Source organism: Parafrankia irregularis, from assembly GCF_001536285.1.
In the GTDB taxonomy this organism is placed as follows: domain Bacteria; phylum Actinomycetota; class Actinomycetes; order Frankiales; family Frankiaceae; genus Parafrankia; species Parafrankia irregularis.
This window is the reverse complement of record NZ_FAOZ01000001.1, coordinates 86,231-98,959: the sequence shown is the minus strand read 5'-3', so window position 1 is coordinate 98,959 and position 12,729 is coordinate 86,231. Positions and strand designations below refer to the sequence as shown.

The 12,729-nt window shown below is 73.3% G+C and carries 8 protein-coding genes; 1 reads left to right on the top strand and 7 read right to left on the bottom strand.

The features are described 5' to 3' along the window. Positions 1 to 112: 112 nt before the first annotated feature. A complete protein-coding gene (locus AWX74_RS00390; RefSeq protein WP_091270366.1) occupies positions 113 to 1,531 on the bottom strand; it encodes a pyridoxal phosphate-dependent decarboxylase family protein in 1,419 nt (472 codons plus the stop codon). Between the two features lie 191 nt (positions 1,532 to 1,722). Between AWX74_RS00390 and AWX74_RS00385 the strand changes: the two genes are divergently transcribed. Continuing rightward, the gene (locus AWX74_RS00385) at positions 1,723 to 1,899 is read left to right on the top strand and encodes a hypothetical protein (protein ID WP_165615411.1); all 177 of its coding nucleotides are present in this window, start codon (positions 1,723 to 1,725) and stop codon (positions 1,897 to 1,899) included. Positions 1,900 to 2,109: 210 nt separating this feature from the next. Here AWX74_RS00385 and AWX74_RS00380 read toward each other — a convergent pair whose 3' ends face one another. The 6 genes from AWX74_RS00380 to AWX74_RS00355 form a co-directional block, all read right to left on the bottom strand. Then, positions 2,110 to 3,549, bottom strand: a complete 1,440-nt coding sequence (locus tag AWX74_RS00380; protein ID WP_091270364.1) for a DEAD/DEAH box helicase — start codon at positions 3,547 to 3,549, stop codon at positions 2,110 to 2,112. Between the two features lie 665 nt (positions 3,550 to 4,214). Then, a complete protein-coding gene (locus tag AWX74_RS00375; protein WP_091270362.1) occupies positions 4,215 to 5,786 on the bottom strand; it encodes a glycosyltransferase family 87 protein in 1,572 nt (523 codons plus the stop codon). A gap of 213 nt (positions 5,787 to 5,999) precedes the next feature. Further along, positions 6,000 to 7,304 carry a DUF445 domain-containing protein gene (locus AWX74_RS00370; protein ID WP_091271058.1) on the bottom strand — a complete coding sequence of 435 codons (1,305 nt, stop codon included), beginning with the start codon at positions 7,302 to 7,304 and terminating at the stop codon, positions 6,000 to 6,002. Positions 7,305 to 7,465: 161 nt separating this feature from the next. Continuing rightward, complete coding sequence (locus AWX74_RS00365; protein WP_242666002.1) at positions 7,466 to 7,816, bottom strand: DUF6343 family protein; 351 nt, start codon at positions 7,814 to 7,816, stop codon at positions 7,466 to 7,468. A 328-nt stretch (positions 7,817 to 8,144) separates the two neighbouring features. Continuing rightward, positions 8,145 to 9,182 carry a hypothetical protein gene (locus AWX74_RS00360; protein WP_091270360.1) on the bottom strand — a complete coding sequence of 346 codons (1,038 nt, stop codon included), beginning with the start codon at positions 9,180 to 9,182 and terminating at the stop codon, positions 8,145 to 8,147. A gap of 154 nt (positions 9,183 to 9,336) precedes the next feature. Continuing rightward, positions 9,337 to 11,712, bottom strand: coding sequence for a WD40 repeat domain-containing serine/threonine protein kinase (locus AWX74_RS00355; protein ID WP_242666001.1), 2,376 nt, complete (start codon positions 11,710 to 11,712; stop codon positions 9,337 to 9,339). Positions 11,713 to 12,729: the final 1,017 nt, after the last annotated feature.

The window sequence follows — 12,729 nt, the reverse complement described above, 5'->3', positions numbered from 1 at the left end:
CGGTGAAGGCGGTCGACGGCTGTCGCACGGGGATCCGGCGGCATTGACGCAGCCTAGCGCTGCCCGCCGACAGGCCTGAAGAGAACATGCCGGCCGCGCACCACCGGGCCACTCACCCGTGACAACGGCCACGTGCGTCGGCTATGGCGGCCGCGATCGCCGCGACGGCCCGGTCGACGTCCGCCTCGGTCGTCATCCAGTTGCAGACCGACAGCCGCATCGCCACGGCGCGATGCCACACGGTGCCGGAGACGAGCGCCTCGCCGCCGGTGACGACGAGCTCGATGACCGCTGCCGTGGTCGCGTCGTCGTCGTCGATCCGGACCAGGACCTGGTTGAGCTCGACGTCGTTGAGCACCGCGACCCCGTCGAGCGCGCCCAGCGCGTCGGCGAGGCGCCGGGCGTGCGCGCAGCAGCGGTCCACCAGGTCGGTCAGGCCCGCCCGGCCCAGCGATCGCAGCGCGGCGTAGAGCGCGAAGCCGCGGGCCCGCCGGCTGAACTCGGGTGTCCACTCCAACGGGTCGTGCTCGTCGACGGCCGGGGGCGGGATGTAGGGGGCGCGGGTCGACATCGCGGCCCGGTGCGCCCGCTCGTCGGCGACGATCGCGATGCCGCAGTCGTAGGCCAGGTTCAGCCACTTGTGCCCGTCCGTGGCCCAGGAGTCGGCCTGGTCGATCCCGGTGACCAGCGCGCGGCGCCGGGCGGAGGCGGACACGGCCGCCCACAGCCCGAACGCGCCGTCGACATGGACCCAGGCGCCGTGCTCGTGGCTGATCGCGCAGATCTGCCCCATCGCGTCGAACGCACCGGTGTTGATCTCGCCGGCCTGCGCGACGACGATCGCCGGGCCGGTGCCGGCCGCGAGCGCGACCCGCAGCGCCTCCGGTCGCATCCGGCCGGCGTCGTCCGTGTCGACCACGGTCAGGCGGCGGGAGCCGAACCCCAGCAGGCGCAGCGCGGCATCCACGGTCGTGTGGCGGGCGGCGCCGACGAACACCCGTACCGGCGGCGCGCCGTGCAGGCCGTCGGCCTCGACGTCCCACCCGTACCGGGCCAGGGCACGGTGCCGGGCGGCGCCCAGCGCGGTGACATGGGCCATCTGGGTGCCGGTGGTGATGCCCACCGAGGCGGTGGCGGGCAGGCCCAGCAGCTCCTTGATCCACTCGCCGGCGACCGCCTCGGCGGCCGCGGCGGCGGGGGAGAGACTGGCGAGGCCGGCGTTCTGGTCCCAGGCGACCGCCATCAGATCGGCGGCCAGGGCCGCCGGGACGGTTCCGCCGATGACGTAGCCGAAGAAGCGCGGTGATCCGGTGGCGGCGAGCCCGGGTTCGGCGGCCGCGGCGAGCTCGTCGACGATCTCGAGAGGATCGGTGCTGCCGGCGGGCAGCGGGATGCTCAGCCGGGCATGGATCTTCGCGTAGCCTTCGGCCGCGGCGACCGGCCGCTCCGGCAGACCGGCCAGGTAGTCCGTGATGTGGGCGAAGGCCCGCTCCGCAGCGGTGCCGGCCTCCCACCGCGGACGTGGCGCCATCGTGCTCCTTCTCCGTCGTTCCCCGTCGTCTGTACGCCGTTCGGGCGTGGTTCGGCTGCCGTTCGGGTGCAGTTCGATGTGTGGACGTACCTCACTGTGACCGCCGACACCTCCCGCACTGGCCGACGCGCCCACTGGATACCGTTTTGGTATTCAGTGCCGATTCGGTAACTCTTCGAAAGGTGTTGCGCATGGATCAGGACGAGTCGGTCGCTCCCCAGACGGGGTCCGCGCCGCACGGCCAGCGGGAGGCGGTCCCGGGCACCGTGGATGGCGTCGAGCTCGCGGAACAGAGCAGCGACGGGCTGTCCTTCGGGTCGCTGGCGAACCCGAAGCGGCTGCGACTGGGCGTATCGCGCTCGTTGTGACCGGACCGTCGCGGCCTCGCGCCGGACGATCGGGACGAACCACCAGTGAGCCGTTTCCGTCTCACGGCCCTCGGTCAGCGGATGCATAGAGTCCGAGCCGACGACGGAAACGGCTCAGTGCCCCGGAACGCCGAAGCGTTCCGGGGCACTGTCGCGTATGGGCCTGCAGCGTCGCGGTCGCCTACCGCGGTTCTACCCGGCTGGCCGGGCTCAGCTGCCGGAGGCCGGCGCGGCCTCGACCCGCGGGGCGCGGTTCAGGCCACGGCCCGTCCGGGCCGGCCGGTGGCCGTCGAAGCGGGGGCGCGAACCGCCGTCGCGGTCGCCGCCCTCACGCCCGGAGCCGCTCGCCCCCGAGCCCGCCTGGCCGGCACCTGGAGCACCACGCCGGTAGCCGCCCTCACGCCCGGCACCGTCGCGCCGTGCGCCGTCACGGAAACCACCTTCGCGGAAACCGCCCTCACGACGCCCGCCCTCCCGGCGCCCCCCGTCCCGCCGACGGCGGGCCTGGATGGTGGCCGGGTCGACCGGCGGCGCCGGCGGACCGGCGAGCTCGGTGACGATCGGGTCGTCGGGCAGGGTGGGTACCGGCTGGGCCGGCACACCGACGGCCCGCAGCAGCGAGCGGGCCTTCCCGCGCTCGGCCGGCACGGTGACGAGGACGTCGGCGCCGTCGGCCCCGGCCCGCGCGGTGCGGCCACCACGGTGCTGGTAGGTCTTCGGGTCGTCGGGCGGACCGAGGTGCAGCACCAGGCTGATGCCGTCGACGTGGATGCCGCGGGCGGCGACGTCGGTGGCGACCAGCACCCGGTAGAAGCCGTCGGTGAAGCCGGCCAGCGCCCGGGTGCGCGCACCCTGGGGCATCCCGCCGTGCAGCGGCTCGGCCGGCACCCCGGCCTCGGTGAGCGCCTGCGCGACGCGGTCGGCGTCCCGCTGGGTGCGCACGAAGACCAGCGTGCGCCCGGCGCCACCGGCCAGCGCCGTCACCAGACGGAGCTGGGCCGCGCGGTCCACGGACTCCAGCGCGTGCCGCGCCAGCGTCGAGACCTGCGAGACCTCCGGGTCGATCGCGACCAGGACCGGCTCGGGCAGGTAGCTGCGGACCAGGACCTCGACCTCGCGGTCGAGCGTGGCGCTGAACAGCAGCCGCTGGCTGCCCGACGGGGTCATGTCCAGCAGTGCCTTCACCGCCGGAAGGAACCCGAGGTCGCACATGAAGTCGGCCTCGTCCAGCACGGTGATCTCGATCTCGTCCAGCAGGCAGGCGTCCCGCTCGATGAGGTCGGTGAGCCGGCCGGGGGTCGCCACGACCAGGTGCACACCGCGGCGCATCGCCGAGATCTGCCGGCTGATGGACGTACCGCCGTAGACCGGGGTCATCCACAGCCCCAGCGCCCGGGTGAGCGGCGCCAGCACGTCGTTGACCTGCTGGGCGAGCTCCCGGGTCGGGACGAGGATCAGCCCACGGGGCTGGCGCGGCCGGGCGGGGCCGGTCGCGGAGAGCCGGGCGAGCAGCGGGAGGCCGAACGCCAGGGTCTTGCCCGAGCCGGTGCGGGCCCGGCCGAGCACGTTCTCGCCCGCCAGCACGTCAGGCAGCGTGGCGGCCTGCACCGGGAACGGCGCGAGGATCTTGCGGTCGGCCAGGGCCGCCACAAGCTTCGGAGGGAGCCCGGCAGCCTCGAACGACTCGGCGGGCGGACGGGGTTCGCGGGTGGCCAGCGCCGGACGGGCGGCCGGCCGCTCGCCAGCTCGGAACGGGGCAGGACGGGACCCGCCGCGACCGTGTCCGGTGGGACGAGGACGGCTGCCCCGGGTGGGACGGGCCGAACGGTGGGCGGGGCTGGGCTGGGTGCTGCGGGGCTGAGTCAGGGGATCCGCCGATCAGGTCAGGGCCGACAGAACACACGCCACATCGGTTCCACGCGCCATGCGGCGTGGTTCACGAACGCGGAAAGTGTCATCCGGCGGCCGGGGGGCGGCCGGTTTCACGCGACCGGACCCAACCGCGGTTTCGGACCGCCATGGCGCTCGCACCGACCTTGGACATCCGACCTGGTTGATCGGATGTCCCGAGATCTTGTCGGCGCCTCGTGGGCTGGTTGCCCTCGGTGACGCCGACAGGAAGACGTTACCTCCTACCCGGGCGTGATCGGGGGCCGTGCGGTGTGTGCTTAACCATCAGGGGAGGACGTTCTACGTCACATCTGCCCCGGTGAACCGCCGAACAGCGGTTCGCAGTCGCCCGGACGACACTTCCTTCTCGGATGACCATGGCGACGTGGCCACACGCCGGAATGCCCATGCCCGGCATGCATCTGTTACTGGGGGTGCATCCGGCCCGTTCGGGTGCGCGACGCACCCGCGGTCGGCGCGGGATCCGCCACCGGATCCGGATCCGCCACCGGATCCGAGGCCGCGGCCGCGGCCTGGCCTGTGGCTGCGTGCGCGGCCGGGCCCGGAACCGGAGCGGGAGCCAGGTCGGAGAGCGGGCCGTCCCCGGTGGGGAGGCAGGCGCGGACGGCCCAGGCCACCAGCACGATCGTTCCGACAAGCGTGCCGTAGGCGCCGATCACCCGGTGGTCATCGCCGTGCACGCGTGCCACAGCCCACAGCGCCGCTCCCAGGGCAGCGACGAGCCCTGCGGCGAGGGCGGCCCGGGCCGCCGTGCGGGGGAGCCCGGCCAGACCCGCCGGATGCCCCGGGCCCCTCGGCCGTCCCTCGCCCGGTGGGTGCGGTGCGCGCAGCGGACGCAGGAACGGGACGGCGACCAGGGGAACGAGGACGACCGACGCGACGAGCAGGTCCATCGGGGTGCTCAGGTGGGGGGTCACCAGCAGCCAGCTACCGGCGGTGAACAGGGCCAGCGGGCGGTTGGGATCACCCGCGCCGGCGCCCGCCCGCGGCCCGGGGACGCCACGGGTGATCGCGAGCAGCGGGGCGACGAGGAGCAGGAGATAGTGGCTCCACACGATGGGCGATGCCACCAGCGCCGCCGCGATCACACCGGCGAACAGCAGGCCGTCGGCCTCCGCGCGGCCGGACCGCCGCGCGTACCACAGGCATCCGGCGAGCAGGGCCGCGGCGGTGATCCGTGCCGCCCAGGTGGCGGTGCCCGTGCCCAGCCCGATGTTCATCAGCAGGCCGGTCAGGCTCAGGCCGTCCGGGGCCTCCTCGCGGGCCAGCACCCCCAGCATGTCCGCGTAGGTGCGGGCCTCGACCGGGCTGTACACCTCCCCGACGGCGGCCAGCGCGGCCAGCGAGACCAGCGCGTGCACCGTCGCGCGCCACCGGCGGGTCAGCACCAGCCACAGCACGACCGGAAAGAGGAAGAGCTTGCTGTACACCAGGAGCGCGGCCAGCACCCCGGCCGCCACGGGGGTGTCCCGCAGGCGCCACAGGGCGACCAGCCCACAGAACAGCAGCGCGTTGAGGGTGCCCATCTGCAGGCCGGTGATGGTGCAGGAGGCACCGAGCACCAGGGCGGACGTCCACCAGCCGGCCCGGGCGAGCCGGCAGGCCACGAACAGGGCCACAACCGACAGCGCGATGAACAGGTCGTCGGCTCGCGGCAGGCCGGAGAGCGGGACGAACGGCAGGGACATCAGGTACGGGTAGACGAAGGAGAACCCGGAGTAGACCTCGGGGGTGCCCGGAACCGGATACGGATCCCGCCCGTCGGCGACAGCCGCGCCGGCCCGCAGGAAGACGTCCACGTCGAAGTGGGCGATCGGGGCCACGAAGCCGACCCAGACCAGGGCGATGATGCCCGCGAGGACGAGTGGGCCCGCCGCGTTCGTGACGCTCGCGCCGACGAGGCCGGCCGGCCCGGCCGGCTGGCGTCGCGTGGCCGGGCGGGTGCTCCCTGCCGGTCGGCCCGGGGCCGTTGTCATGACGCCCGCTTCGGTCTGCGCTCCACCCAGTCTCCCGGTTCCTCGGCCCGCGGCCGTTCGGCGCCTGCTACGGCCATGTTCCCACCTCACTGGTGCGCTCGGTGACGCAGCCGGCCGCCTACGTCACACCAGGTGGACCGGGCGGGTGCGGTGACGGTGGCACGGGGCCCGGATCGGGTGGTGAGCCGCCCCGGATCAGAGCAGGACCTCGGATCAAAGCAGGACCTCGGTGACGAGGTGGATGACCAGACCGGCGAGCGCACCCACGACCGTGCCGTTGATGCGGATGAACTGCAGGTCGCGCCCGACGTGCAGCTCGATCCGCCGGGAGGTCTCGTCCGGCTCCCAGCGGGCCACGGTGTCGCCGATCACGGCGGCGATCTCCGCCCGGTACCGCCGGACGGCACGGGTGGCGACGTCGGCGGCGGCCCGGTTCACGGTGGCCGCCAGATCGGGTTCGCTCACCAGCCGGGCCCCGAAGGCGGCCAGGGCCTCGGTGGCCCGGGTGCGGGCGGCGCCGGCGGGGTCGGTGGTGAGGTCCAGCAGCACGCCCCGGGCGGTCACCCAGATCGCTGTCACCGCCCGGTCGGCCTCGGGATGGGCGACGATCCGGCGCTTGAGTGCCTCGACCTTGTCGCCGAGCTCGGGATCGGTGCGCAGCCGCTCGGCGAAGGTGAGCAGAAAGCTGTCGAGGGCGCGGCGCAGCCGGTGCCCGCGATCGTTCCGCAGATCCGCGGCGAAGCGCAGCGCCTCGGCGTAGGCCCGCGCGGCGACCGCCTCGTCGAGCCACCTCGGTGTCCAGGCGGGTGCCTGCTCGCGCACCAGGCGCAGGACCGTCTCCGGGTTGGCGGCCAGCCAGTCGGCGAGCTGATCGACGAGCAGGTCGATCAGATGATGGTGTGTGCCCTCGGAGACCACCCGGTCGAGGGCGAGCCCCAGGGCGCCGGCCCAGCGTCGCTCCAGCAGCCGGGGCAGAACGGACTTCTCGACGAGCTCGCGGACGAGGTCGTCCTCGATACCGGAGATCATCGTGGCGGCCCGGGTGGAGATCTCGGTGGTGACCCGTTCGGCGTTCGCCGGCCGCGCCAGCCAATCGCCGGCCCGGGCCGCCACCCCGAGCTGGTCGACCTTCTCGCGGACGACCTCCTCGGAGAGGAAGTGGGTGCCGACGAAGTTCTGCAGCCCGCGGCCCAGCGCGTCCTTGCGGCGCGGGATGATCGCGGTGTGCGGGATCGGCAGCCCCAGCGGATGCCGGAACAGGGCGGTGACCGCGAACCAGTCCGCGAGCGCGCCGACGGTGCCGGCCTCCGCGGCGGCGGCGACGTAGCTGACCCAGCCGGGTGCGCCGGAGACGTCCCACCGCCAGGTGAGGACGTAGACGGTGACCATGAAGGCGAGCAGCGTGGTGGCGATCGCACGCATCCGGCGCAGCCCACCGCGCATCCGGGACTCCGCGTCGGCGTCGCCGCCGGGAAGACCTCCGCCGGGAAGGCCTTCGCCGGACAGGCCCCCGGGCATCGCGGCGCCGGGCGGCACACCCACATCCACACCCACAGCCGGCTCCGTGCGCGCCGCGTCACGTGCCATCCGCGCCGGCCCACCCTCCCCGTGGTCCCGCCGGCAGGTGCCCGGCGCGATCAGGAACGAGCGTGCCGCGCCGGCGGGGATCTCCGAACAGCCTACGGGCGTGGGCTCCCGCTCCGTCGTTGCGTGACCATCCGGCGATGGATCACGATCAGATCGATGAGCGCCGTGGCCCCGATCACCATGAGGGCAACCGCTGGCGCGGTGTGATCCGCGACCGCAAAGAGGCCACCCACGACGCCACAGAAGACCACACCGAACAGTGCCAGCGCGCGCCGGAGCCCAAGCGCGCTGGCGGCCGGTGGGGCACCGGTGCGGCGGTCCCCCCAGGTGCCCGGCGAACGCCACCACGGCTGCTGCCGCGGTGTGCGTTCGGTGCGCTGGCTGGGTACCTGACGGGTCACGTCCTGCGGTGTGCCCTCGTTCGCACCGATGAACCACCTCACGCCGGCGTGGGCGATTGTTCTCCGCAGCCGCGGTGCACCTGGCCCGCGTTCCGCGTCAGCGCCTCCTGTCAACAGGGAGAAAACGACCTGGCATGAAGTTGCCATGCGGATGTTTGGTGGTGGCGGCCTGTATTGCGTGTGGTAAAAGCCTCGTCCGGAGTATGGATATCAAGTGCGGGGAGCGGTGGAACGCTCGGTGCGGGAGTGTCGGGCTTTGGCGGAAGAAGCCCATTTCCGGGAGGTATCCCTGATTTCGGGACGGGTCGGTGGGCCGCCCGGGGGGAGCTGGTGGTGGAATCTCCGGGGTGGCCGTAGAATATCTCGCGAGTCACCGCTTCTGCTCGAAGTCTGCCTGAGGATCGCCCGTACCTGCGGAATCCTTTGCGTCCGGGGCGTCCTCGGTGCCGTCGGTGAGTGCGTCGACGAGCAGCTTTGTGCTGGTGAAATCCACCGGGACCTCGATCACCCGCACACCGTGCCCCCGCAGCGCCGCTCGCAGCCGCTGCCGATGGTCGGCGGCGCGGCGCAGGCCGCCTCGCTGTCCCCACACCTCCACAACGAGGTCGACGTCCAGTGCGGACGCGAGATGCAGCAGGGTCGCCGCCGGCCCCACGGGCGGGTCCTCGACCACCGCCACGCCGATGTCGCCGTGCAGGCCGGCCAGCAGTGCGCCGGCCAGCGCGACCGGGCCGCCAGCTCGCAGGACCCGCACCCGGCCGTGGGCCGGTCGCATGGCGTGCTCGATCCAGAGCCCGGCCGGGCCGGCCCCCGCCACGACGAATCCGCTGGTAGGCAGCGTCTCGGCCAGATCGGCGGCGGCACGGGCGGGATTGAGCGGTGCCTCGTCCTGCGCCGTCAGCGTGCCGACGATCTCGGCCAGCCGCCGGGAGATCGGGTTGTCCGCAGTGTCGTCGGCGGTGACGCCCGGTGTGGCCGTGACGTGGGTGCCGGGTGTGGGGAACGTGGTGTCCGGGAGTGGTACGGCGTCCGGGAGGGGTGTGTCCAGACGGAAGGTGGGGCGCAGCCGGATCTCGTGGGTGCCGGCGGATCTAGCGGCGCTGACCGCGCGAAGGAACTCCGCCGGCGTCGCCACCTCCTCCACCGGCCCGCGTGGGCCGGGCACCGCGGGGTCCCGGGGCGCGTCGGTGGGAAACAGCAGCGTGAGTACCGCGCCGTCCCAGCAGGCACCCGGTCCGTGGTCGAGCTCCGCGGCCGCCAGGGCGATGAGGCGCGCGCAGATCTCGTCCGGGGCCGGGACCAGCCGGGGCGAGGCTGATCCCGCGGCCAGCGTCCGCGCCGCCCGAGAACCCGGCAGGGTGACCAGATGGCCGGTTCCGACCGAGATGAGCAACTCTCCAAAAGTCATCGCCGCGAACGCTCCTCTTCCTCATCGACCGGGGGAGCGGGCGTCGGTCCGGCGTCGGATCCGTTCCGGCCGTTGGCACGCCCTTGTGTCCTCCTCGTCCACGTTGGCGTGCCAGGCCGGGAGACGAAAGCGTTGTGACGCAGATCCGCCCAGGTCAGCGGCGGCAGGGGTCCTCGAACGGGACGTCCGCGATCTCGCGGGACCACCACCGCCGGTCCGGGCCGAGCCCCTGGGCGCAGGCGAGCCAGGTGAGGCGCAGCGGGTCGACGGTGAACACGACGGGGCCGCGCCCGCCACCCGCGATCGCGAAGGTCGTACCTGGTCCGTCGGTGACAATCCTTGACTGGCCGGTCGTTCCGGTGGCGAGGCGGACGAGGTCCGTGGCGCCGCCCGGACCAGGTGCGGACCACACGACCGCGGAACCGTCGTCCGCGGCGGTGGCGGTGCTGCCGTGAATGCCGACGACGACATCGGTCAGGGAGCCGCTGGCCGTGACCCGGCGGGAGTCCAGGACGCGCGGGTGCGCGGGGTCGGAGAGATCCCAGCGGCGCAACGTGGCGTCGTCGCCGCTCACGGACGCCAGCGTGCGGCCGTCCGCGGAGAACTCCGTGGCGTCGACGGCGCCCAGGTGCCCGGTGAGCTCTGCCAGCAGGGCGGGCCGGCGCCGGTCGGCGAGGCTCCACACCTGGACCTTCTGGTCGATTCCCGCGGTGGCCAACACGGCGCCGTCGGGACGCAGCGCCGCGTCGGTGACGGGTGCGCTGTGGTCGGTGAGACGGCTGAGTATCAGCGGCCGGGCAGGTTGGCTGACGTCCCAGACACCGACGGATCCGTCCCGGGTCACCGTCGCCAGCAGGGTTCCGTCGGAGCTGAAGGTGATCCGCTCGATCGGGCTGATGTTGCCGGTCAGGGTGCCGGCCGCGGCCTGTGTCGAGCCGAGGTCGGTGCCCACGAGATGCCCGAGCCCGTCGGCGGTCGCCCAGCCGACCCAGGCCCCGTCGGGCCTCATCGCCACGGCCAGGGCACCCTGCGCGCCGAGGTCGAGGGGTGCCGGGAGCACCGGTGCCGTCGGCGGAGATGATGCGGTTGGTGACGACGCCACGATCGCGGACGCAGGTGCCGGCGGCTCCGCCGGCGTGGCCGTGGGTGAAAGCCAGGAGCGCAGGTCCCAGACCCGGATGCGGTTGTCGGCGCCGGCCTCGACCAGGCGCTCGCCCGACCTGCTGAGCGCGACGTCGACCGCCCCGGGGCCCGCGGCGCGGGTGGTGAGCGCGGTGCGGGCCGCGAACGAGGCGATGACGGCGGTCCCGGCCTCCGGCGTCGGTGACAGCTGGTAGGCGGCGAGCGCGAGCCGGCCGGCCAGCACGGCATCGCTCGCTCGGGCCAGATCGGAGCGGCTCGCCAGCTCGCGGGAGATCGCCGCGGAATCCGCGGTCGTGGCCTGGACGCCGGTGTGCCGCTGCCCTCCGGTCACGGTGAGCGTGGTACCGACCGCGGTCACGAGGACGGCGCCGGCCACGGCCGTGCCGACGAGCAGTGGGGTGCGCCGGGAGCGGCCGGGACGCTGGTGCTGAGCTGGTGCCGGTGCCGGTGCCGACACCCGTGGTGGTACTGCTGGTGGCGGTGCTGGCGCTGGCGCGGGCGTCACCACCGTGACCGGCTCCTCGCGTTCGGGCTGCCTGGATGTCGGCCCGGGTGAAACGGCGGTGGTGGTCTGCTCGGGCCGCCCGCGGCGCTGCCAGCGGCGTGCGCCGGTACCCCGGGGCCGGGACCGGGGGACGGGAGCCGCCGTCACCCCGCCGGTCCCCGCCAGCTGTTCGCGCAGCTCCTCCGCGCTCGGCCGGGCGCCGGGGTCTCGGGACAACGCGAGCTCGACCAGGCCGCGCAGCTCGTCGGGCAGTCCGTCCAGGCGTGGGGGCTCGTGGACGATCCGGTACAGGACCGCGTCGGTCGGGCCGGAGCCGAAGGGAGGCCGGCCCGTGCCGGCGTAGATGACGACGCCGCCCCAGGCGAAGACGTCCGCCGCCGGGGTGATCGGCTCGTCCAGGATCTGTTCCGGTGCCATGTAGCCGGGGGTTCCCACGACCCGGCCGATCTGCTGGCTCACCGTGGTTGTGTTGAGCTGCGCGCGGGCCAGCCCGAAGTCGATGACCTTGGGGCCCACCGGTGAGAGCAGCACGTTGGCCGGCGTGAGGTCGCGGTGGACGATGCCGGCGGCGTGGATGGCGCCCAGCGCGGTCGCGACGCTCAGGGCGAGATGTTCCAGGTCACCGTGGCCGAGAGGGCCACGGGTGGAGACTCTCCTGGCCAGGGTCGGCCCCTCGACGAACTCGGTGACCAGGTAGGGGCTGGGCCCTTCGGTACCGGCGTCGAGCACGGCCGCGGTGGCGAACCGGCGCACGCGGCGTGCGTTCTCGGCCTCCCGCCGGAACCGGGCTCGGAACTCGGGACGTTGGGCCAGCTCCGGCCGGATCACCTTGATGGCGACCCACTGGCCACCGGGAGCCGCGGCGAGGTAGACCGCGCCCATGCCGCCGCGGCCGAGAAGCCCGACCGTTCGATAGGAGCCGATCTCGCGTGGGTCGTGGGGACCGAGAGGCGTTACGGCGGCGCCCGATAACGGGGCGCCTGGGACGGAAGACGGTGTGGTTCCCGACATGCGGTCTGTGCACCCCCCGGTGCCGCATCGAACCTGTCACCACACTATGCCCGATCGATCCCGGCGGCCCAGGGGTCGGTGGATGTGTCGGCGGGGGCCGGGGATGCGGCGGGCCGGGGTGGTGGCCGGCATCGGTCTCGGTCGCCGCATCACGCGCGAAATGCCGTTTTTGACACCTTGCGTGGTTATCGGATGATCCCGGCGAGTTCGTGTCGTGGCACCGACACCTGGTTGTGCTGCTGTGTCGGCACGTGTTGGCTTGTTCACGCCATGGGCCGGTCGACGCCGGTTGTCCGCGCAAGGAGCCGGGGCTCGGTGAGTGCGGGCCCCGGCGCGAACTGAAGACGAATGCCTCACGTTCGGCCGCCGGCTGCCCGGGCCGGTTCGCTCCGGACCGCGAACTCACACCCGACCTGAACACAACAGGCGCCGGAGTTGCTCACCTGCGGCGCTCCGGAACCTGTGAAGCCGGCAGATTCGTACTGTGGGTCGCCGGATGTGGCGTAGGTCGCATCGTGTGGTCGGGTGCCGGCGGCCTGTGCCGCTCCGGCGGGCTGCCCGGTGCCGCAGGACTTGTCACGAGCAGCCGCGCTTCTTTGCGTCTGCGCAGGTAGAAGGTCTGCCCAGCGGCATCCGGGACAGTGTTCGGACCTGCTCAATGTGAGATGCCTCACCGCCACCGCGAGCATTCCGTTATATCAACAGGCCCCAGGTAATAGGGACTGCCGATGCGGTGAGTGCTTACAGCCTGTGATTAATTGATTCCTGCTGGGAATACGGCTTCCGTAGGTAGCGGTTGACAATGCCGGCGGCGGTGGCCCGCGTCATCGGTGTGCGAGCGGGACATGTTGAAGGGCTTGTCAGCTCGGTCGCTAGAGTTGTCCGGCG